Raw genomic sequence first — 24,770 nt, 5'->3', positions numbered from 1 at the left:
CATCAGCTTATTGGACTGATGTTTTTTCTATTTTAAAAGTTTATTAAGTGTGTCACCAAGACCGCCATCTTCATTTGATAAATCAGTTATACCTCATGCAACTTCTTTTAGTTTTGGATTACCACTAGTTAATGCGATTCCATGACCTACTGTTTGTATCATTTCAAAATCATTCATTTGATCTCCAAAAGCAATAACATCATTAATATTTTTATTATAGTATTGGGCAACCATTTCAGCTGCAAATCCTTTATTAACAAATTTATTTGTAATTATTAAAATAGGCTTTTCTCCAATATTTTCAATACCATAAATTAGGTTTGATTTTACTTTAACTGCATCTCCAAATTCATCATTTAAAGTGTCAACAACATTAAAGAAATTTAAATTAGTATTTAATTTAATAATAATATTACTACATGGACCATTTCAATCTTTTAAAATATTTCCTTGAACAGGTTGTTCTGCATTTGAATCAACAACGAAAAAGTTATCAGCTGGATTTTGAATCATATTTGTATGATAATACTCAACAATAATATTTTCAATTTTGCCTTTTAAAATTGGGTGTCTTAATATGCCTTTTGTAACTTCTTCACTTATTGGTAAAACTATTCTTTTAAAATTTCTGTGAACAGGATCAGATATATGACCACCATCTAGTGTTACTAATAAACTGTCTAATTCTAATTCATTATAGATATGTAATGTATCTTTTAAACTTCTACCAGTGCAAATGCAAACTGTATGCCCATTTTTTATTGCATCTTGTAATGCATTTTTAGTAATTGGATTAATTGATATATGATCATTTTTTAATGTTGTCCCATCTAAATCAATTAGTATTAATCTCTTTTTATTTTTGTCTTTTAATTGCATAAGTTTACTTTCCTTTCCAGAATAAGTAGATATAAATATATTTTATCAAAATTTAGATAAAAATATTTTCTCTTTGATTTTGTTAAAGGTTATAATTAATTTTAAAGGACTGATATTTAATGAAAAAATTAACAACAAATGAAATTAGAAAAATGTGATTAGATTTTTTTAAAGAAAAAAACCACCATTTTTTAGAACCAGTTAGTTTAATACCTGTAGAAGACCCTTCATTACTATGAATTAACTCTGGTGTAGCGACACTAAAACCTTATTTTGATGGAAGAAAAACACCGCCCTCACCTAGGCTAACTAACTCACAAAAAGCAATTAGAACTAATGATATTGAAAATGTAGGTGTTACAGCTAGACACCATACAATGTTTGAAATGTTAGGTAATTTTTCAATTGGAGATTATTTTAAAAAAGAAGCAATATCATTTGCATGAGAATTATTAACAAGTGATAAATGGTTTGCTATTCCTGTAGAAAAATTATATATAACTGTATTTAATGAAGATATTGAGGCATATGAATATTGAATTAATGATATTGGAATTAAACAAGACCATATTTTTAGATTAACAAGAGATACAAACTTTTGAGACGTAGGTCAAGGACCTTGTGGTCCAAATACTGAAATTTTCTTTGATCGTGGCGAAAAATGAGATAAAGAAAATATTGGTCCAAGATTATTAGCTGAAGATATTGAAAACGATAGATACATTGAAATTTGAAATATTGTTTTCTCTCAATTTAATAATGATGGTTTTAATAACTATTCAGAGCTACCAAGAAAAAATATAGATACTGGTGCTGGCCTAGAAAGAATAGCTTCTATTTTTCAAGATACTCCAACAAACTTTGAAACAGATATTTTCTGACCAACGATCAAACAAATTGAAAATATTTGTGATGCTAATTTCAAATACTCAATTGAAAATTACTTTGATGAAAAAGCAGAGCAAACTAAAATTAATACAGCTTTCAAAGTTATTGCTGATCATGTAAGAGCAACAAGTTTTGCTATTGCTGATGGTGTTTTTCCAGGTAACAAAGATAGAGGATATATAATTCGCCGTTTAATTCGCCGTGCTTTAATGAAAGGTATGGAGTTAGGTATTAATGGGCCATTTTTAAGCACATTAGTAATAAATGTTATTGATGTCATGAAAGATTTTTATCCATATTTATTAGAAAAACAAAATTTAATTGAAACAACAATTTTAATTGAAGAAGAAAAATTCTTAAAAACTTTATCAAAAGGTTATGAGGCATTAAATAAAATGATTGAAAATGACAAAAAAGTAACAGGTAAAAATGCATTACTTTTATTTGAATCATATGGTTATCCAATAGAACAAACAATTGAAATTGCTGAAGACAGAAAAGTTAAGGTAGAAATTGAAGAATTTAATAGTTTATTAGAACAAGCAAAAGAACAAGCTCGTAATGCGAGAAAAGATTTAAAAGCTTGAGATAAACAAAATGAAATCTTTACAAAAATAAATGTTGAATCAGAGTTTACTGGTTGAGAAGAAACAAGCCATAAAAATGCAAAAATTGTATATATATTCACAGACGATGAAATTCTTACTGAAGCTACAGATAAAGAAGTTTATGTTATCTTAGATAAAACTCCTTTTTATGCTGAAAAAGGTGGCCAAGCTGCTGATAAAGGTTATTTAGTAAATAAAGAAGCAAGATGTGAAGTAATTGATACACAACAAGGACCAAATCATCAACATATTCATAAAATTCTATTAGATGGTTCAATTAAAATTGGAGATCAAATCGATGCATTTGTAGATGAAACAAAAAGAACATTAACAATGAAAAATCATTCAGGTACTCATTTAATTCACTCTGCATTAAGAGTTGTATTGGGAGAAACTGTTATGCAATCAGGTTCATATAATGATGAACATGGATTACGTATGGACTTCACATATAATGACTCAATAAAAGCAGAAGAATTAATTGCAGCAGAGAAATTAGTTTTAGATAAAATTAATGAAAAAATAAATAGAGAAGTTTATTTCTGTTCAATGAAAGATGCAGTAAGCAAATATGGTGCTTTAGCATTCTTTACTGAAAAATATGATGACATTGTAAGAGTTGTAAAATTTGGAGATTTCTCAAGTGAATTATGTGGTGGTACTCATGTTGATAATACAATTGACATAGAAGACTTTATGATAACAGGTTTAGAATCAAAAGGTAGTGGAGTTTACAGGGTTAAGTGTTTAACATCAAAAAAAGCAATTAATGAATATTTAAATACAGAATTTAATAAACTTTTAAAATTGATTCAAGAACAAAATTCTAAATACGAAAATACTAAATTAATTCAGGCTGACCAAAACATTGAAAATATTGTTAAAGAATCAGTTACTAAAACAATTTCAAAAGAGTCAATTCAAGAATTGAAATTGATATTAGAAAAGTTATCAGCTGCTTTAAAAATATATGAAAGAAAAATTGAAGATTTATTAACTTCTAAAAAATTAGAACAATTTAAAGCTTTTGAACCTATAACTAATGACAAAGGTGTAGGAACAATTGAACAACAAGTGAATGGTTTGAATATTAAAGATATGAAAAACCTTGTAGATGAGTATAAAAATAAATTTGAAAAATTAATTATAATATTAACTTCTGAAACTGAAGAAGGAAACTTTGTGGTTGTTGGAGTTAGTGAAAAAATTCAAAATGAATATTCAGCTATAGAAATATTTAAAAACTTAACAATATCTCCAAAAGGTGGAGGAAACTCAAGTTTAGCGCAAGGAAAATTTTAATATCTAAAATCGAATTATTTTTGTTTTTTCCCACTATTGTTGTATAATTTTAAGAGAAATACAGAAAGGAATAAGTAAAATGAACATTATAAAAAGAGCATTATCAACAATTATTAATGGATTTTTAAACGGATTTACTTTAGGGATCTTACCTTTAGTATTATGAATTTTAAACTTACCATTAGTTGGACAAATGATTTTCAAAACACCTCAAGCGGAAGGTAGAGGGGCTGCTTTAATTTATGGTTTAATCTACGTATTACTATGTTTATCATTTGTAGGTATAATCTTTATTATCATTTGATGTTTAATGGGTAAACAACCATTAGCATTACAAATTACAAACTGATTATTAAAAAAATAATTTTATTTATTTAAGAGATTTGCTTAGCAAATCTTTTTTTTGTTAAAATAACAAAGTAAAAAAGGAGTATTCAATGTTTTATTTATTTAGCAAAAGTATATTAATTGAAATAGGCTTTAAAAAAGATGTTTACTATATAGGAAATACAAAATTTGAATCCATCCCAGATTCTGTTTTAAATAACTGTTATTCTTCAGCAAACTGAAATAGAGCGTTAAAATACAAGATTGAAGAAAATGTAATTGAAAAAAAATATTTTATGTTAGATGTTGATGTTTATTGAAACTTAGAATTAAACAAAATAGAACTTATGAGTAAAATATTTTTCTTTAATGAAATAATAAATTCTAAACATTTTGAAGAAAGCTTTTTAAATACTTTTTTTGCTCATTATTTTAAACATACTTTGAAAATTAATGATGTTAAAAAAGTGGATGCTGAGTTTATTAAAATTTACACTCCTGAAATATCAAAAGATAATTTAAGAATTCAAAATTTTGATAATTTTATTTTACTTAATAAAGATGTTCAAATTAACGATAAAAAATTTAAATCTATTATAAACATAGGAGAAAACTCATTTAAATGAAAAGTGAACAAATTTAATCAAATACTTTATTCATTTCCAAGTGACATCTTAAATGAAAATAGCTTACTTAAAAATGCTGATTTCATTGATACAAATAATTCTTTATTCTATACGAACACTTTGACTAATTTAAATAAAAATATAGTTTTAGAGTTTTGTATTTACAATAAAAAAATTAGAGATGAATTGCTGCAAAAAATGATAATCAAAATCAAAGATTCAAAAGATCCGTTATTTAATTGACATCTTTTTAATATAACAAAAGATACTCAATATTTAAAAAATGAATTAAAGAAAATTTCAGAAGATCCAATAGAACGAGAAGATTATCTTAAAAATGTTTACTCAAAATTAAAAAGAAACTATGACAAAGAGCTATTTAATCTTAATTTTAACTAACCTATTATTTATCTCTTAAGCCGTATCAAAAACCCATACTGAAATAAGATCAAATTTCTGATTTCTTAATTATTTGTTTACTATATTGACTACCTGACCAACCATAATTAACAGCATATTCATTTGTCGATTCATTGTAACCATATATTACTATAGAATGTGCTTCACCTTTAACAAAAAATGACAATAAGATAGGTCTGTTATATTTTTTGATTCAATCTTCAGGTTTTGAAGTATGTGATCAATTAGCTGAGTAGTCATCAATTAAATTTTTTGAATAATCACCTAATCATGTTTTCATAATTTTTCTAATATTTTTTCCTTCTCTAATGTCATATCATCTTCCCCCATATTTATCTGATACTTTTTTATACATTAAATAAGGAACTGCATCTTTATTACCACTGCCACTTGCATAATGGTATATACTTTTAGAATCTAATTGATAAAAATATTTTCTTATATCTGAATTAGGATATAAATTATATTTTCCAAAAACTTGTGAATAATTTATTAGCATATTAAGTGCAATATATTCACATAATCCCGTTCCTCCAGTAGAAGCATAATTAGAAAGATCTGTATATGCCAAACTTGGCTCTGATGATATTTTTTCTATTCAATTTCAGTTAGTAATTAAGTTTGAAAACTTTGATATTTCTTCTATTGTTCCAGTTCTTCTTTTAATACCATTATTTTGCCCACTTGAATAAAAAGTAATTTCTCTATTTTCTATTTTTTGATAATTATATCTAAATTGAACTTCTCCTGTAAGAGTTGGTTGGTTGTGCCCATCAATAACTCTAATAATGCAAGAATCGGTTGTTGGTTCATCAACAAATGTAATATGTTCGATTGGCACTGATCATCGTCAATCTGGAACATTTTGATGAGCGACGGAAATACCATTATATATAGTTTCAATACTTGGAGCATTTTCGGCTCCTGAGATTGCTCCCAAATCAAATATTGTAAATTCATCTTTAAAAGTATGATTAATAATTGGTCTAGTATTAAAACATGAGACAACGATTGATGATGAAGAAACAACTAAAGTTATTCCTCCTATTAAACTTAATAATTTTTTCATTTGCTTTTCCTTTTTTCGTAGATTATCTACTAAGGATATTTTAACACTTTAGAAATATTGTAAGAAAAAAACTAATATTTTATTATTACTTTTTGTTTTAAAAATAACTGTGTACTTTCATTAAACAATAAATCTATAAAAACCGAAAATGTTTAACTAAATTATGTTTGATATTAAAACAATTAAAAGTTTTTTTGCCAAAAATGAGTGAAAATAAAATTGTGATAAAACTCAGCTCTTAATTTTAATGAGTATTATTTTTTAATGTAGTTTTCAGTTATAAATCCTTTAATTCCTTAATTTCTATCTAATCACCTCATTATTATATGAAATTCATAAATTACGCTCATCAAATTTCATATAAACTTGATTTAAGAATATAAAAATGTATAATTAAAAATGACTGATTTTTATTGTGGGAGAAGTTCTAATACTTCATATGGACCACAGCGAGTAAAAGCAGCCGACTAACAGAATATTAGGAGGATAAGCCCGTGGCTAAAAGAATTACACGTATTGCCAAATTAGAATTTATGGCGATGCAAGCAAAACCAGGAGCAGAATTAGCTTCTTTAGGTATTAACATGCCTGAATTTACAAAACAATTTAACGATGCTACTAAAGATCGTGCAGGAGACGTTGTTCCTGTAGTTATTACAGCATATGATGACAAATCATTTGACTTTATACTAAAAACAACACCAGCTGCTATTTTATTAAAAAAAGCAGCAGGAATTGAAAAAGGTGCAAGCAATGCTAAAACTCAAACAGTTGCTACTATTTCAGCTGACAAAGTTAGAGAAATTGCTGAGTACAAATTAGTTGATTTAAATGCAAATGATGTTGAAGCAGCAATGAAAATTATTGCTGGTACAGCTAAAAACATGGGAATCAAAATTACAGGTATGGAGGAAACTAACTAATGGCTAAAATTTCAAAAAGAATGAAAAGCGTTAAAGGTTTAGTAGACAAACAAAAAGTTTACGCACTTGACGAAGCAATTAAATTAGCAAAAGAAACTTCAACAACTAAATTTGATTCAACTGTTGAATTATCATTTAACTTAAACATCGATCCAAGAAAAGCAGATCAACAAATCCGTGGAGCATTAGTATTACCAGCTGGAACAGGTAAAACTCAAAAAGTTTTAGTTTTAACAAATACTAAAGTTAAAGAAGCTCAAGATGCAGGTGCTGACTTTGTTGGTGGAGAAGAATTAATTACAAAAATCCAAAAAGAAAATTGATTTGAATTTGATGTAATTGTTGCTACACCAGAAATGATGGCAAAATTAGGAGCAATTGGGAAAGTTTTAGGACCAAAAGGATTAATGCCTAACCCAAAAACAGGAACAGTTACAATGGACGTTGCTAAAGCAATCGACGAAATTAAAAAAGGAAAAATTGAATTCCGTGCAGACAAAGAAGGAAACATCCACACAATTATTGGAAAAGCTTCATTTACAGCAGAACAATTGAAAGAAAACTTTACTACAATCCTAAATGAAATGAAAAGAGTTAAACCTCAAACTGTTAAAGGTGATTACATCATTAACATTACAATTTCAACAACAATGGGTCCTGGAATTAAAGTAGAAATTAATTAATAAAACGGCGTTAGCTGTTTTTTTATTATAAAAGAAAAGGAGTATTTTATGAAAATAGAATTTAAGAAGCTTAGTGAACTAACTAGTTATGAAGCTTGAGAAATATTTAAAAGTAGAAGTGAAGTTTTTGTTGTCGAACAAAAATGAGTAGCATGCGAAATTGACGAACAAGATTTGACAGCAACACATTTAATTATTAGAAATGATGATAATGAACTTGTGGCTTACTTAAGAATATATGAAAAATTAGATGGAACAGCTTCTTTTGGTAGAGTACTAACTCCATTTAAATTCAGAGGACTTAAAATGGGTAAAACACTTTTGCAAAATGCTATTGATTGAATTAATAAAGAATGACCAAACAAAGACATAAAAATTAGCGCTCAATACTATTTATTAAATTTCTATAAAAGTTTTGGTTTTGTAGAATGCTCTGAAGTATATGATGATGATGGTATAGATCACATTGATATGATCATTAAAAAATAATTAATAATTTCCAAAATAAAAAAATTTTTTGGGAATTATTTTTTTTATATGTATAATTAATTTAAATATGAAAAATGAGGTTTACTTTGGAAAAAATAAATAAATATAAATATTCATTAAAAACAGTTTTAATAACATTGTTACAAATGAAATCAATTAAAAAAAATTCTAGTTCTCATTTTTTAGATTATAAAAACTTTTGTTACAACTACTATAGAGATGGTTTTACTAAAGAAGGAATTAAGGTAAATTCACTTGATATTTATTATGATGATTTAAAAAATAAAAATTTAAATTATTTAACTGATACTTTCAACGAAAAATCGATTGAAGAATTTGATTTATTTAATAGTAATGGAAAAATAAGCTGTTTAGTTGCAAAAAATGCAAACTCTAAAAAATGAGTAGTTGGATTACATGGTTGAACTGAAAATAAATTTTTAGCTTTAAGATTAGTTCATCATTTTTGAAAGCAAGGATACAATATATTAACTTTTGATGCATTTGCTCACGGTTTAAGTTATGGTGAAAAAACTGATATAGGATATTCTTCTATTTCAATGTTGGAAACTATTGTTGAGCACCTAAAAAATGAAGAACAAGCAGACTCAATTGGATTAATTGGTAATAGTATGGGTGCGTCAACAAGTATTTTATTTGTTCAAAAAAATAAGTTAAGATCAAAAATAAATTGGGTTGTTGCGGATTGTGGTTTTAGTAATATAAAATTGCAGTATAGATATTACATTGAAAATAATTTATACCATGTTCCATGATGAAAGATAGGATTTCTTTTTACACATAAATTTAGCAAAGAAACAAAAACTAAACAAAGAAAATATAACTTATTATTAAATATGAAGAAAGCAAAAAGTAATCCGATATTTTTTGTTCACTCAAAAGGTGATACCTTTATTCCATATGAGATGAGTCAGATAATGTATGAGAAAAAAATAAAGTATGAAAAAGTAAAAATAAGCAAAATTTGAACACCCGAAGGCTCAGAGCATGTAAATACAATTAAGACTTATAATGATGATTACATTCTTAAAACAATAAATTTTGCTAGAAAGTGAGAAGTAAATGAAACTAAATAAAAAATATGGATTTTGAACAGTATTAGCATCTACATTAGCTGCAATAGTAGGTTCAAGCATTATAATTTCTTTTAATATGGTATTTGCTTTATCTGAAGCAAATCCTCTTTTAATGATATTGGCGTGAGTTTTTGGAGCTTTAATAGTTCTACCTGATGCATTTATTGTTATTGAACCTTCAATAGGTTATGGAGAAAGTGGTAGTGGTTATAGTTGAATTAGAAAATGTAATTGAAGAATATTAGCATTTTGATTTGGTTGAGTTTTAATTTTATTTGTTTCAGCAACATCTTTGGCTAGTTGTTGTTCTGCAATGAGTTCTATGATAACTCAAATCTTAGAATTAAATCCTGAAGAAATAGCAGTTGAAACATTACAAAAAAGCTTAGCAATATTTATCTTGATATTTTTGGCTGGGATTCAAATAATGATTAAAAATAGTAGTAAATACACACAGTTATTCTTTTTATTTGTTAAAACATTACCAATCATATTAGTTTTTATTTTAGCAATAATGTATGGTTCAAAAGATGGTTTACTTTCAAATTCAGAAATGAATAAGAATTTAGGGCATGCATATATTTCATCTGCTATGTTGATTCCAGCAATAACATATACAGGGTTTGCATATTCTGGTCATGAATTCCCAACATACATTACAGAAGAAATTGAAAATCCTAAAAAAACAATTCCATGAGTCATCATTAGTGCTGTATTAATAGTTTTAGTTATATACGTTTGTTATGGTATTGCTCTTTTATCATTAGCAACACCTGACTCAAATGGAAATTGAATAAATCCAGGAGGAACAACGTCATCAATTTTTGCTCAGCATAGATGGGCTGTTTTAACTTTTAATATTTTTGCAATATTTTTATTTATTGGTTCTGTAAACTCTTTATTATTTTTTCAATCAAGACTAATACATAAATTATCTGAAACTGGAGATGTTCATTCTGTTTTTGGAAAAGTGCATAAAAAAACAAATCAACCTTATATGGCAATTATCTTGTTATGTTGTGTTGCAGTATTTTATATTTTATTTAGTTCTATTTCTGAAATCATTTCTTCATTTGCGTTAGCTACAAGTGTTTTAAAAATTTTATTAAACTCATCGATAATAAAATTAAGACTGAAAGATCCAGAATATAAAAAAATATATGGAAATAAAACTTTCTGAACACTAATGATTTTAAGTTTAGTTACATGTGCTCTTACATTTATAGGTTCAATTTATTTAATGGTTATAATGCCCCATCAACAAACAGGTGCAAGTACATTCTCAATCTTGTGAAAACCTATTTTAATGGTTCTTATCGCATTCTTAGTTTACTTGTTTGGAATTTTTAAATTTAATAATATAAAAATCAAATAACTTTTAAGTTATTTTTTTTATTAAGTGTTATCTTATATATATGAACTACTAAAGTTCATTTATTTAAAAGGAGACATATGATAGACATTATCAAAGGTTTTCGAGATGAATTTACATCTCGAGTTCTGTCTTCGGTAAAAAGGATTTCTAAATTTATAGGTATTGCATTAATACCCATATTGTATGGAGTAACATGTTTAATTGCTTTTTGAAACCCAACAATAAATTTAGGAAAAGCACCAGTTGCAATTTTAAACGAAGACAATACAGTCTGAGTATATAAAAATAATGATATGGAAAAACTCGATTTTAAAATCGGTGTTTTAACAGATTATAAATACAATTCACTGGATGGTTATATAAGTAAAGAACAAGCCATTTCTTCAGCTTATGACATTGAAAAAGGAATTTTATATACAAACACTGGAACAATAGCAGCTTCAAAAGAAGAAGTTGCAAATCACATTTTTCAATTTAACGTATGAGACATAATTAAATCAGCTTTAAATGAAAAAACAGATAAAAATATTAAGGATGAAGATTATGTTTTTTCTTCTCCAGAATTAAAAGAAGATATGGCATTCACAAACATCAGATATATATCATCTGAAAAAGAAATTGAAAAACAATGAAAAGGTAAAAAATATTATGTTCAAGCTAAAATTGAAAAAGGCTTTGGAGAATATTTAATTCAACAAGTAGGAACTACTTTTAATAAAAAAAATGAGGCACCTAAATTACCTAAATCAAATATTAATCTTTGAACAACATTTGAAAGAAACTTTATTTTTGGATATTACCTAAATAGTATGATGGAGATGAAATCAGCGCTTATAGTATCAGCAATTGAAGATTTTTTAGGTGAAAACATACCGTCATTTATTTCAAATATTGTTTATAAGAACTTCTATAAACAAGTAACATACACACCTTTAAATGATGAAAAAGTAAGCGTTTCTCAAAGTTTTGGAACTATAAATAATTCTGACGTTATTATTGAAGCAAATAAACAGTATGTTATAAGTGACTCAGTAAATGAGTCAACTTCATCACTAGAAGATGTTCAAAAAGTTAAATCTGAAAATACTATTTTTGGTGATATAAGAGAAGAAATAACTTCAAAAGCAGATGCAGCGCAAAAAACAAATGGTATATTTACAAATACAATCGCATCATTGTTAGGTAGTGACCAATTAAAAACAATAGCTAAAATATTAAAAATAGATCTTTATAATTCAAAACTAATGGGATATATTTTATTATTAAATGACAACTCACATATTTTAAACAAATACTTATATGATGTGATGCATGGAATAGATCCATTCGAAGATTCACAAAAAATGTGAATTAATCTAGATCATATAGATAAATTGGGTTTAGATTCAAAAGTTCAAAAAGCCATAACAGCTTTTGTAGCGGGAATCAATAATAGCCCTATCCAAAACTTAAAATTTAACTTTAAAACTTACTTACCAAAAATAAGTTCAATTTTAAATGAAAAAACTGGATTTAATCTAAGATTAATTAAATCTCAAGAAGTGTTTAACTCAACCTTAAACCCTTTAAATAGAAATGTAACAACTGTATTTGAATTTAATAAAAACATGGATAAACTGGCTGTAGCAAATGGATTTGGTAATCAAATTTCATTTTTAAATACATTAAGCAAAAAAGTTATTGAAACTATTAAACATAAAACTTTTGATAGATTTGAAATAGTTAATATTGAAATAGCTGGTTTAAAAAATGGAATTTATGGAATTGGAATTGGTGAGTTCTTTATAATCATCGGATTGTTTGTTGGTACATTTATGCAAACATTTATATATGATAGAGCAAGAAGAACTAAAAAACTTAAAACTGGAAAATGATATGTATCAAAAACATTACTTATGTTTGTTACTGGAATAGTTCAAGCAACAGCACTTACTATAGCTTTAAGTCTAACCGGTTGAATAGCAATAGGTTCAGCTGCTATGTTATCTGTATGACTATGGCTATTATTTGTAGATCTTATATTTGTGCTTACTATACAAGGATTATGATTCTTGTTTAAGGATGAAACAATTTCAAAAGTTTTAGTTATCATTTATTTAGTTATAAATATTTCATCAGGATGAGGAACATTCCCTTCATTTATGCAATTTGAATTCTTCCACAAAATTAGTTTTGTTGCTGAGTTCACATATGTATTACATGGACTAGGATCAATAATATATGGTGTTGGAGAAAATGGATTCAATTCAACAGATACACTATACATTATGCAACAAGCAGGAATATTATTAATATTTGCAGTTTTCTTTGTTACCCTTGGTCTTATTGGAGCAAGAAACAGAAATAGAGAAATAAGATTTGGTAGTTTCCTTGGAAAACATGTAATAGATGGAATGATCTCGTTAGGTTTAGTTAAAGAATTAGCAGAGTTTAAATCAGATAGAAAATTCTTTAAATATAACTGAAATAGTATGAGTGATGATATTTACATAGAACTTGCTCAAGAAGTTAGAAGATTGCACCCATTTGAAGGTCAATTCGAATGATACAAAAAACGTCAAAATGATGGTGTATTCCCTCCAAATGAAACTGATATGGATATAATAAAACGAAATGATGATGTTGAAGTTTAGTTGTAATTATTGAAATAAATAATCAATATGATATTATTAATAAAGGCTATTAATACCAAAGACAGTAACTGGGAAATTCCCTTAATTTGTTACCGAGGATTAAAATAAACATTTATTAAATAAATCAAACATTAATTTAAAAAATGTATTTTTACGTTTCCCTCGGTCTTTGCATTAAGAACCGAGGGTTTTGTTTTACAAAATAAGAAAATAGGAGGAATACGAATGTCAACAAATAGACCTGCACATGCTAAAAAAGCAGAAATCGTTGCTGAGATTGTTTCTAAAATTCAATCAGCTCAAGGTGTTGCTATTGCAGAATACAAACACTTAACAGTTGAACAAATGTCAAATTTAAGAAGACAAGCTTTAAAACAAGGTATCGAAGTTAAAATTTACAAAGACTCACTTGTTAGAAGAGCTGTGGAAGAATTAAATTTAACAGAATTAAACGAATATTTAACTCAACAAAATGTTTTTGTTTTCTCAAATGATGATGCAATTGGAGCCGCTAAATTAGTAGCAAACTTTGCAAAAGAAAACGAAGCATTAAAATTAAAAGCCGGAGTTTACGAAGGCGCAGCTATGGATACTGCAGCAATTATGGAAGTTGCTACACTACCATCAAAAGAAGATTTATACTCAATGTTTGCATCAAGCTTACTTTACCCATTACGTCAAGTTATGGCTGTAATTAACGCTGTTGCTGATACAAAACAAGACTAATACAAATAATCAAAATGTATTAATAGCAAAAAAGAAAAATATTAAAGGAGACCAAAATCATGGCAATTACAAAAGAAGATATTATTAAAGCATTAGAAGAAATGAAATTAACAGAATTAAACGAATTAGTTAAAGCAATCGAAGAACACTTCGACGTTGTTGCATCAGCAGGTGTTGCTGTTGCTGCTGGACCAGCTGTTGCTGACGCAGCTCCATCAGAAGTTGCAATTATGTTAACAAACGCAGGTGGACAAAAAGTTGCAGTTATTAAAGTAGTTAAAGAAGTAACTGGATTAGGATTAATGGACGCTAAAAAATTAGTTGACGGAACTTTACCAGTAGCTATTAAAGAAAACGTAAAAATCGAAGAAGCTGACGCAATTAAAGCTCAATTAATTGAAGCAGGAGCATCAGTAGAATACAAATAGTATTCCACAAAACAAAATAAAATCTTGCTTAGAGCAAGATTTTTTTATATTAATTTTTTATCTTTTAAATCTTTATATAAAGCGTCAAAAAGTTCCTTTTCAACCAGCATATTATTACCTGGATAAACAGAAACCATAAATGACATAACAACTTTATTTTTTGGATCAGCAAGCGAAGTTGTTCCTAAAACACCACCTCAACCAAATTCACCAACTTCAGTTAATGGAAAAACATTGTTCTTAGTTCTAACCCTGACACCATAACCATATTGGTAGTCTTCGTTTAAATCAAAAATTTTAATATTTTTTAAATTAGTAATTTGATTGCTTGTCATTTCATTTAAATATTTAGTATCTAAATATTCTTTATTTTCAATTTTTCCACATAATAAAAAATTAAGAAATTTATTGTAATCACTAGCTGTGGTAAAAACTCCAGAGCCTCCAAGACAGCAATTTGGAATTTTAGTTAAATCTTCTGGCATCATTCAATGATAATTTTCATTTCTAATAAGCTTATAACCATTTGAAGAGTCCAAATTATATTTCACAGGTTTTCTATTTAAATCTTTTATCTTAAAGTCAGTATCGTTCATTTTTAGCGGATAAAAAATTTTTTCTTTCAAAAACGTTGAAAGTTTAATTCCAGAAACTTTTTCTATAATTCCACCTAATACATCAATACCCATTCCATAAATTCAATCTGCTCCAGGTTCTATCTCTGTGGGTATTTTGCTAATCATTTCAATTATTTCATGAAGATTATAATTATTAGTTTCAATTTCTTCTTCAATTTCAATTTGTTTTTCAATGTTGTTTTTTGCGCTCCAACTATAAGTTATACCAGATGTCATATTTAATAAGTTTTTTATTTTCATATTTTGATTGAAGTTAGAATAAAAATCTGAAACTTTTGTATCCAATGAAAGCAACCCGTCTTGGATTAATAAAAGACAAGCAACAACAACTATTGGTTTTGTCATTGAATAAATTGGAAAAATCTGATTTTTCTTCATTGGTTTCTTATTTTCTAAATCACTATATCCAAATGAAGAGTAGTATAAATCTTTACCATTAATATCAATTTTAATAACAGCTCCTGGATAAAAATTATTAGAAATAAATTCGTTTATTTTTTGTTCAATATTTTTCATATTAGATCCCTTTAATTTCTTTATTTTGTAAATAATTGTATAACTTTAATAACAAAAATATGCAAATAAATAGTTTAATTCCGCTTTAAATCAAATAGTCTAATTGATTTTTTAGGGGGTTTTATATATAATATAATAATCGAGTATAGTTTAGTTAGTTAAGAGCTTCTGCTATCCTCATTTTTTTTGCAAAAGAAATATTGGAGGAAGTCATATGAGTCTAAACTATTTTTTAAATAAAAAGATTATTGATTCAATGAATCAAATTGTTGAAGAACAAAGTTATTTGACTTTAGACTTTCCACTTTCAATAATGCAAAAAATGAATTTTGAACCAGTTCAAGAAATTGAAGGAGATAAGTACTTAACAAACTACTTTCAAGCATATACATTTACTAAGAATAAGGAATTAAATGATTTTATTCTAACTAGCAATATATCTTCATTGATGTTTTTGGAAAACTTGGCAGAAGGATCTTCAACTATTTCTATTCACAACATGATTAGAAGAATTGAAAACGGAGCTAAACCAAAAACTAAAAAAGAAAAACTAGCAATGAATTTAATTGAAGCTGTTAGATTGGTCAAAAAAGCTGACTTTGAAATTAATGAAGATAACTATGAGTTGTTAATTCATATATTATTCAGGAATACAGAGTTTAACTTAGACAGAAAAGCTAATTATTATAGAACAGACAATAAAAAACTTTTGACTGATGTTTTAATTAACTTTGAATCAATAGATGATGAACTAAAAGGCTTATTCAAATTTATAAATGATACACCTGAAAATTCTTTTGATGGTTTTACAAAAGCAATAATTATTTTCTTACAGATTTTAATTATTCAACCTTATCAAAAATTCAATTCAACATTAGCTTTGCTTATGAGTCTTTGATTCATTGGTCAATCTAAAGAGAAAGAAATATTTCAAATTTGAATTTTTGATTTGCTAAATCACTGAGATGAAATTATTGAAAAAATTAATGAATCTTTCGTTAACAATTTAAATGTAAATAACCTTTTAAAAGTTGTTAAAAAACATTTGCAAGATTCTGTAAAAAGAGGTTTTATAGCTTCTTTGGTAAAAGAATGAATAGCGCAAGATTTAGAAGTTAGATCAAAATTTTTTCCAAGTGATTATGAACTTATTGTGTTAATTAGTATTTTGACAGAAAGAACTAAAGAAGTTTCTGTTAAAAGAATTACTGACAAATTAAAAATTGCAGGTTACGCAGCAGTTAAAAAACAAGAAATTAAGGATGCTTTAGAAAACCTTAAAAGTGCTAACATAGTCAAAGTTACAAAAAATGACGCAAACTTTACAGTTGCTGATAAGCAATTAAATAAATATAAATATATATTAGAATAATGAAAGGAAACAACATGGCATATAAAATTAAAAAAGTAAACCGTGGCGTTGAAAGACGTGATTATAGAAAAGTTTCTGGTAATCTTGAGTTACCAAACTTAATCGAAATTCAAACTAAAACTTTCGAATGATTCAAAACAAAAGGAATTGATGAAGTTTTAAATGAATTTTTTGCAATGAGCTCAAATGATGCTAGTGCATCTCTTTTCTTAGAAGGATGAGAAATTAAAGAAGCAAAAATTTCACCATCAAAAGCAAAAGAGCAATCAAAAATCTATGATGCTCCAATTTATGTAGACTTGCAATTAATGTTTACAAAAACTGAAGACATTTCAAAAGAATTTGAAGAAATTGTAGAAAAAGATGTTAAGAAAGTATTATCAAATTGAATTGCTGAAAAAACAGATTCAAAAAACGTTTCACTTGTTAAAAACACTGATAACATTTATTTCTTTGATGTTAAGTTAAAAGGAACAGAAAAAAATGACTTATTCCAAATTACAATTTTAGAAGAAAAAGAAGATATTATTGTAGCAGAAGTTAGTGTAAGAAAATGAGGACAAGTATTCTTTGGAGATTTCCCTCTAATGACTGATGCCGGAACATTTGTTATTAATGGTTCACAAAAAGTTATTGTTTCACAATTAGTTAGATCACCTGGTTCATATTTCAAAACAGAAATCAATAACAAGACAGGGGAAAGCCTATACAATGGTGATATTATCCCAAGTCGTGGTACTTGATTAGAGTTTGAAACTGATACTAAAAAAACTGCTGAAACAACAAATTCACTATTTGTTAAAATCGACAAATCAAGAAAAACAACTGCAACATCATTCTTGAAAATCTTAGGATTAGATAGAGATACAATCTTAAATATTTATGATAAAGATAAAGTTATTGTTGAAACATTAAAAAATGACAACGATACTGGTGATACATATGCAGACTGAGCACAACACGTTCAAGAAATTTATAAAAAAATTAGACAAGGTGAAACTGCTACTTCTGATGGAGCATCAAAATACATTAACGGATTATTATTTGACCGTAGAAAATACGATTTAACTAAAGCAGGTAGATTCAAATTACAACAAAAATTAGCTGTTAAAAATCGTTTAATGGGAAGAATATTAGCTGAAGATATTGTTGATGCTAGCGGAAAAATTTTAGTTGCTAAAAATACTGAAATTTCAAAAGCAAATATTAAAGAAGTTTCTGATGCATTATCACAAGATGGTGTAATGGTTTCTTCAATTGAATACAGAGAAGATATCCCTGGTTCACGTCAAATCCAAAAAGTTAAAGTTTACCAAGACAATAACTCAAAAGATGAAACATTTACAATTGTTGGAATTACTCCTAACTCAAAAGAAGAACACATTACAGTTGTTGATATTGTAGCTACTGTTTCTTACTTATTAGGATTAGAGTACAACATTGGTGAATATGATGATATTGATAACTTAGCTAACCGTCGTGTTAGAACAGTTGGAGAGTTATTACAAAATCAATTCAGAATGGGATTAACACGTATTGATAAAAACGTTAAAGAAAAACTTTCAACAAGTGATTTATACAAAGTTAAAGTTTCAACAATTATTAATGCAAAACCATTAACTGCTGTAATTGGAGAGTTCTTCAACTTATCACAATTATCACAATTTATGGATCAAATAAACCCATTAGCAGAATTAACAAATAAACGTAGATTAACTGCTTTAGGACCTGGGGGATTATCAAGAGACCGTGCCAGTTTAGAAGTGCGTGACGTTCACCCTTCTCACTATGGAAGAATCTGTCCTATTGAAACTCCAGAGGGACCAAACATTGGATTAATTAACAACTTATCAACTTATGCTATTGTTGATGAATTAGGATTTATTAGAACACCTTACTTAAAAGTTATTGATGGTGTAATTCAAAATGAACATGAATATTTATCAGCTGATGAAGAAAAAGAATACATTATTTCTCAATCAAACGTTACTAAAGATGAAAATGGAAAAATTTTAGATGAAACTGTTGTTTCACATTACAAAGGTGATGATTACATTGCTAAAGTAAGTGAAGTTCAATTTATCGACGTTTCACCAAAACAAATCGTTTCTGTTGCTACTTCAGCAATTCCATTCTTAGAAAACGATGATGCCAACCGTGCACTTATGGGTGCTAACATGCAACGTCAAGCAGTTCCTACAATTGTTCCAGAATCACCATTCGTTGGAACAGGAATTGAATTTGAAGCAGCTAGAGATTCAGGAGTATGTATTGTTGCTACAGAAAACGGTATTGTAAAATACGTAGATGCAAAACAAATTACTGTTGAATCAAAAGCAGGAATTAAAACTTATACATTAGCAAACTTTGAACGTTCAAATAACGGAAGTTCAATTGTACAAAAACCAATTGTTAAAGTTGGAGATTCAATAGAAGCAGGTCAAATCATCGCCGATGGTCCATCTGTTGATAATGGAGAATTAGCTTTAGGACAAAACGTAGTTGTTGCCTTTACTACATATAATGGTTACAACTTTGAGGATGCTATTGTTATGTCTGAAAGAGTAATCATGGAAGACAAATTTACTTCAGTTCATATTGATGAATATGTATTAGAAGTACGTAATACAAAACAAGGAGCTGAAGAAATTACTTCAGAAATCCCAAACATTAGTGACAATGCTAAAAAATACTTAGATAACGAAGGTATTGTAGCTATTGGTACTGAAGTTAAAACAGGAGATATTTTAGTTGGTAAAGTAACTCCAAAAGGACAAACTCAATTATCACCAGAAGATAAATTATTACATGCTATCTTTGGAGAAAAATCAAGATCAGTTAAAGATAACTCATTAAAAGTTCCAAATGGTGGAGAAGGTATTGTTCAATCTGTTAAACGTTTCAAAGCTAAATCAGCAGCGAACCCAGATGGTATTGATTTACCAGCAGATGTATTAGAAGTAATTAAAGTTTATATTGTTCAAAAACGTAAAATCCAAGAAGGGGATAAAATGTCAGGACGTCACGGTAACAAAGGGATTATCTCAAAAGTGTTACCTGTAGAAGACATGCCTCACTTAGAAGATGGTACACCAGTAGATATTCTATTGAACCCACAAGGGATTCCATCACGTATGAATATTGGACAAATCTTAGAAATCCATTTAGGAATGGCTGCTAAAAAATTAGGAGTTAAAATTGCAACTCCAGTTTTCGAAGGAGTTAACAGTAATGATTTAGATGAAATCATGGCTGAAGCTGGAATGGAAAACTATGGAAAAGTTAAATTAATTGATGGTCAAACAGGGGAAGCAATTGACAAACCAATTTCTGTTGGGGTTATGTACATGTTGAAACTTTCACACATGGTTGATGACAAACTTCACGCAAGAAGTGTTGGACCATACTCATTAATTACTCAACAACCTCTTGGAGGAAAAGCACAAAACGGGGGACAACGTTTTGGAGAAATGGAAGTTTGAGCGTTAGAAGCTTATGGGGCAGCTCATACTCTAAGAGAAATCTTAACTATTAAATCAGATGACTTAAAAGGTCGTACAAAAACTTATGAAGCTATCGTAAGATCAAAAAACATTCCTACACCAGGAACACCTGAATCATTTAACGTTCTTTCAAAAGAAATTATGGGATTAGGATTTGATATTTACTTATTAGATAACAAAGGTAATAAATCACAAATTAATGCATACGATGATGACAACGATTTAATTAACGATGAAAGTATGAAACATGCATCAATTGATAAATTAACTTTTGAAGACTCAATATCACTTGTTGAAATTGAAGACCTAGATAGTTTTGAAGAAGTAGATGAAAGTGAAATAAACCTTTCATTTGAAGAGGAATAGGAGGTCAAAATGGAAAATAAAAACAATAAAGTAATTAAAATTGAATTAGCTAGTGCTGATACTATTCGTTCATGATCTCATGGGGAAGTTACTAAACCTGAAACAATTAACTATAAAACATTAAAAGCTGAAAAAGATGGTCTATTTGATGAAAAGATATTTGGACCAACTAAAAACTATGAATGTTTTTGTGGAAAATTTAAAAAAGCTAACCCAATGAACAAAGGGAAAAAATGTGAAAAATGTGGTGTTGAATTAACTGAATCAATCGTGCGTCGTGAAAGAATGGGGCACATTGAATTAGCAGAACCTGTTACTCATATTTGAATGGTTAAAGTATCTCCATCAAGAATTGCATCATTATTAGACTTAAAATCTAAAGAATTAGAAGAAGTTGTTTACTTCGTTTCACACATCGTTTTAGATCCAGGAACATCAAAACACTTTGCAGCTAAAGAAGTTTTAGATTTAGGAGTTTCAAAATCACAAAAAACTCGTAGCAAATTAAGACCTGCTATTGAAGAAATTGTTACATTAATTAATGATCCAGCTCATAGAGATACATTAAAAGCTGAAAGATTATTGGAAGAATTAAATAATCCAACTATTCCTTTCTCAATTGATGAAGCTACAGCTTTAATTTCAAAATATACTGATGCTAAATTTGGTATTGGTGCTTCTGCTATTGAAGAATTATTAAAACAAATTGATTTAGACAAAGAAATTGAAATCACAAAAAATACTTTAGATGCTATTGGTCCAAATGCTGATAACTCAAAATTATTAAAAAGATTAGATATCTTAGAATCATTAAAACGTTCAAACCAAAAACCTGAATGAATGGTACTACGTGTATTACCAGTTATTCCACCAGATATTCGTCCTATTATTCAATTAGATGGAGGAAGATTTACAACTTCTGAAATTAATGACTTATACCGTCGTATTATCATTAGAAATGAACGTTTATTAAAAGTTAAAGAAATGGGTGCACCATCAATTATTATTAACAACGAAAAACGTATGTTACAAGAAGCTGTTGATGCATTATTAGATAATGAACGTAAGCCACGTCCAATTCAAGGAAAAGACAAACGTCCATTAAAATCATTAACAAGTGTACTTAAAGGTAAACAAGGTCGTTTCCGTCAAAACTTACTTGGAAAACGTGTTGACTACTCAGGTCGTTCAGTTATTGCTATTGGACCAGACTTAAAAATGTATCAAGCAGGAATTCCTCGTGAAATGGCATTAACATTATTCAAACCTTTTGTAATTCAATGATTACAAGAACATGAATATGCTGAAAACGTTAAAGTTGCTGAAAAAATGATTTTACAAAATGATCCAAAAATTTGAGAAGCTTTAGAGCATGTTATTAAAGATAGACCAGTTCTATTAAACCGTGCTCCAACACTTCACAGACTTGGTATTCAAGCATTTGAACCTAAGTTAGTTAAAGGGAAAGCAATTCGTCTTCACCCACTTGTAACTACTGCGTTCAATGCCGACTTCGATGGTGACCAAATGGCAGTTCACGTTCCAATTACAAAAGAAGCTGTTGCTGAGGCTAGAGCTTTAATGTTAGGATCAAATGCTATTTTAGGACCTAAAGATGGAAAAGCGATTGTTACTCCAGGTCAAGATATTATTTTAGGAAACTACTATGCTACTTTTGAAGAAAAAGGGCAATTAGGTGAAGGAACAATGTTTGCTGAAATTACAGAAGCAATTAATGCTTTTGATACAGGTATTGTTTCATTAAACGCAGTTATTGGGATTGCAGTTGATGCACTACCAGCTGAAAAATTCACTGAAGAACAAAGAAAAGGATATTTATTAACAACTGTTGGTAAAATTTTATTCAACCAAATCTTTGATGCTTCATTCCCATGAATTAACTCTTCAAGTATTTATGATGCAAAAGAAGCAGTAAACTCATTCATTTTTGATTTCTCAAAAGATATTAATGAAGCTATTGCAGAATACACAATCGTAACTCCAATCAAGAAAAAAGAATTATCAATTATTATTGAAATTTACTTTAACAAATTTGGAGCAAGAAAAACTGCTGAAATGTTAGACAAAATGAAAGATTTAGGATTTAAATATTCAACAAAATCTGGAACAACAATTTCAGCTGGTGACGTTGTTGCCTTTAAACATAAATATGAAGAATTTGCAGAAGCTGATCAAAAAGTTGCTGAAATTACAAGTTTCTATAATGAAGGTATGTTAACTAAAGAAGAAAAAAAACACCGTGTTATCGAAGTTTGATCTGATGTTAAAGATGACATTCAAAAGAGACTTGAATTGGTATTAAAACAAGATACTAAAAACCCAGTTTTCGTGATGGCTGATTCTGGAGCCCGTGGTAACGTTTCTAACTTCACACAACTTGTAGGTATGCGTGGACTTATGAACGATACAAAAGGGGATATTAAAGAAATTCCAATTAAATCATCATTCCGTGAAGGTTTATCAGTTTCTGAATATTTCGTTTCAACTCACGGTGCCCGTAAAGGGATGGCCGATTTAGCCTTAAAAACTGCCGATTCAGGTTACTTAACACGTCGTCTAGTTGACGTATCACAAGAAATTGTTGTAGTTAATGAAGACTGTAAAGCAAACAAAGGATTTGAAATTGAATCAGTTATTGATACAAAACACAACAACGTTATTGTTCCGTTAAAAGACAGAATCGTTGGGCGTTACTCATTCAATGACATTAAAGACATCAAGGGTAATGTTATAGTTGCTAAAGATACTTTAATTGAATCAAAAGAAGCTGATGCAATTATTGCTGCTGGAATTACAAAAGTTACAATTCGTTCAGTATTGACTTGTGATAACCAAAAAGGTGTTTGTCAAAGATGTTATGGACGTAACTTGGCAACCGCATCATTAGTTAAAATTGGTGAACCAGTTGGGGTTATTGCTGCTCAATCAATTGGTGAACCAGGAACTCAACTTACAATGCGTACCTTCCATACCGGAGGGGTTGCAGGGGATGCTGATATTACTCAAGGTCTTCCTCGTATTAAAGAGTTACTTGACGTTACAACTCAAAAAGGTTCAGTTGCAATTATTGCTGAAAAAGCAGGAGTTGTTTCAGATATTATTAACAAAAATGGAATCAACACAATTGTTGTTACTGAAGAAGTTAATGGTACACAAATTGAAAAACAATACAAAACAATGTATAACGCTGTATTAAGAGTTAATAAAGGTGATCAAGTTAAACCAGGTAAAAAACTTACTGAAGGTTCAATCAACTTACATGATCTATTAGAAGTTGCTGGAACTACAGCTGTACAAAACTACATCTTAAAAGAAGTACAAAAAGTTTATCGTTTACAAGGGATTGAAATATCAGACAAATATATTGAAATCATCGTAAAACAAATGTTAAACAAAGTTAAAGTTATCCAAAGTGGTGAATCTCATTTACTACAAGGTGAAATTGTAACTCAACAAAAATTCAAAGAAGTGGTTACTCAATGTATCCGTGAAGGTTTAGTACCTCCGGTCGCTAAAAACCAAATCTTAGGTATTAAAAAAGCTCCATTGAAATCTGAATCTTGATTATCATCTGCTTCATTCCAAGATACTGCACGTGTATTAACAGATGCAATTATTAAAGGAAGAGAAGACAAATTAGAAGGTCTGAAAGAAAACATTATGTTAGGAAACTTAATTCCTGCAGGAACAGGTTTAACTGGAATTGAAGAAGTAATGGAAATTGCTGAAGAATACCACAAAAACGAATATTAATATTTATTTAAAAGCGTCATGTTAAATGATGCTTTTTTATATTTAACTTAAAAAACAAAAAATATTTTCTCTATCAAAAGAGTTAATTTTTTATAATAGAGAGAATATAATTATATGTGTAGAGAGAA

At 28.2% G+C, this 24,770-nt stretch carries 17 protein-coding genes and 1 other annotated feature; of the genes, 14 read left to right on the top strand and 3 right to left on the bottom strand.

Annotated features, from left to right (window positions below):
- Positions 1–27: 27 nt before the first annotated feature.
- On the bottom strand, positions 28–879 hold the full coding sequence (locus MFL_RS03275) for a Cof-type HAD-IIB family hydrolase (protein ID WP_011183511.1): 852 nt from the start codon (positions 877–879) through the stop codon (positions 28–30).
- A 119-nt stretch (positions 880–998) separates the two neighbouring features.
- On the opposite strand from MFL_RS03275, the gene alaS reads away from it, so the two are divergent.
- From alaS to MFL_RS03260, 3 genes are all read left to right on the top strand, one after another.
- Positions 999–3,677 carry an alanine--tRNA ligase gene (gene alaS / locus MFL_RS03270; protein ID WP_011183510.1) on the top strand — a complete coding sequence of 893 codons (2,679 nt, stop codon included), beginning with the start codon at positions 999–1,001 and terminating at the stop codon, positions 3,675–3,677.
- A gap of 79 nt (positions 3,678–3,756) precedes the next feature.
- Positions 3,757–4,041, top strand: a complete 285-nt coding sequence (locus tag MFL_RS03265; RefSeq protein WP_011183509.1) for a hypothetical protein — start codon at positions 3,757–3,759, stop codon at positions 4,039–4,041.
- A 73-nt stretch (positions 4,042–4,114) separates the two neighbouring features.
- Positions 4,115–5,029, top strand: a complete 915-nt coding sequence (locus MFL_RS03260; protein WP_011183508.1) for a hypothetical protein — start codon at positions 4,115–4,117, stop codon at positions 5,027–5,029.
- 4 nt (positions 5,030–5,033) lie between these two features.
- Here MFL_RS03260 and MFL_RS03255 read toward each other — a convergent pair whose 3' ends face one another.
- Positions 5,034–6,119, bottom strand: coding sequence for a putative cysteine peptidase (locus MFL_RS03255; RefSeq protein WP_011183507.1), 1,086 nt, complete (start codon positions 6,117–6,119; stop codon positions 5,034–5,036).
- Positions 6,120–6,613: 494 nt separating this feature from the next.
- Here MFL_RS03255 and rplK point away from each other — a divergent pair, with 494 nt between their 5' ends.
- The 8 genes from rplK (at position 6,614) to rplL (ending at position 14,473) form a co-directional block, all read left to right on the top strand.
- Positions 6,614–7,042, top strand: a complete 429-nt coding sequence (rplK, locus tag MFL_RS03250; RefSeq protein ID WP_011183506.1) for a 50S ribosomal protein L11 — start codon at positions 6,614–6,616, stop codon at positions 7,040–7,042.
- A complete protein-coding gene (gene rplA / locus MFL_RS03245) occupies positions 7,042–7,725 on the top strand; it encodes a 50S ribosomal protein L1 (protein WP_011183505.1) in 684 nt (227 codons plus the stop codon). The genes rplK and rplA overlap by 1 nt, the downstream gene beginning before the upstream one ends.
- Before the next feature lie 48 nt (positions 7,726–7,773).
- Positions 7,774–8,214, top strand: coding sequence for a GNAT family N-acetyltransferase (locus MFL_RS03240; RefSeq protein WP_011183504.1), 441 nt, complete (start codon positions 7,774–7,776; stop codon positions 8,212–8,214).
- 86 nt (positions 8,215–8,300) lie between these two features.
- Complete coding sequence (locus MFL_RS03235) at positions 8,301–9,311, top strand: alpha/beta hydrolase (RefSeq protein ID WP_164919796.1); 1,011 nt, start codon at positions 8,301–8,303, stop codon at positions 9,309–9,311.
- Entirely contained in the window at positions 9,298–10,686 is a 1,389-nt protein-coding gene (locus MFL_RS03230; RefSeq protein ID WP_011183502.1) for an APC family permease, read from the top strand. The genes MFL_RS03235 and MFL_RS03230 overlap by 14 nt, the downstream gene beginning before the upstream one ends.
- Before the next feature lie 77 nt (positions 10,687–10,763).
- The gene (locus MFL_RS03225; protein ID WP_011183501.1) at positions 10,764–13,319 is read left to right on the top strand and encodes an ABC transporter; all 2,556 of its coding nucleotides are present in this window, start codon (positions 10,764–10,766) and stop codon (positions 13,317–13,319) included.
- Positions 13,320–13,356: 37 nt separating this feature from the next.
- Positions 13,357–13,522: a sequence feature (ribosomal protein L10 leader region), on the top strand.
- Between the two features lie 22 nt (positions 13,523–13,544).
- A complete protein-coding gene (gene rplJ, locus MFL_RS03220; RefSeq protein ID WP_011183500.1) occupies positions 13,545–14,045 on the top strand; it encodes a 50S ribosomal protein L10 in 501 nt (166 codons plus the stop codon).
- A gap of 59 nt (positions 14,046–14,104) precedes the next feature.
- Positions 14,105–14,473, top strand: coding sequence for a 50S ribosomal protein L7/L12 (gene rplL, locus MFL_RS03215; protein WP_011183499.1), 369 nt, complete (start codon positions 14,105–14,107; stop codon positions 14,471–14,473).
- 44 nt (positions 14,474–14,517) lie between these two features.
- Here the strand turns inward: rplL and MFL_RS03210 are convergent, their stop codons facing one another.
- A complete protein-coding gene (locus tag MFL_RS03210) occupies positions 14,518–15,627 on the bottom strand; it encodes a serine hydrolase domain-containing protein (RefSeq protein ID WP_011183498.1) in 1,110 nt (369 codons plus the stop codon).
- A 214-nt stretch (positions 15,628–15,841) separates the two neighbouring features.
- On the opposite strand from MFL_RS03210, the gene MFL_RS03205 reads away from it, so the two are divergent.
- Genes MFL_RS03205 through rpoC form a run of 3 tightly spaced genes read left to right on the top strand, consistent with a single transcriptional unit; the run spans position 15,842 to position 24,642 of the window.
- Positions 15,842–16,999: a hypothetical protein gene (locus MFL_RS03205; protein WP_011183497.1), complete on the top strand. Its 1,158-nt coding sequence runs from the start codon at positions 15,842–15,844 to the stop codon at positions 16,997–16,999.
- Positions 17,000–17,013: 14 nt separating this feature from the next.
- Entirely contained in the window at positions 17,014–20,868 is a 3,855-nt protein-coding gene (locus MFL_RS03200; protein WP_011183496.1) for a DNA-directed RNA polymerase subunit beta, read from the top strand.
- A gap of 9 nt (positions 20,869–20,877) precedes the next feature.
- Positions 20,878–24,642, top strand: coding sequence for a DNA-directed RNA polymerase subunit beta' (gene rpoC / locus MFL_RS03195; protein ID WP_011183495.1), 3,765 nt, complete (start codon positions 20,878–20,880; stop codon positions 24,640–24,642).
- The last annotated feature ends 128 nt before the right edge of the window (positions 24,643–24,770 follow it).

It is taken from the genome of Mesoplasma florum L1 (genome assembly GCF_000008305.1).
Classification (GTDB): Bacteria; Bacillota_I; Bacilli_A; order Mycoplasmatales; family Mycoplasmataceae; genus Mesoplasma; species Mesoplasma florum.
This window is presented reverse-complemented; position numbering and strand designations above follow the sequence as displayed.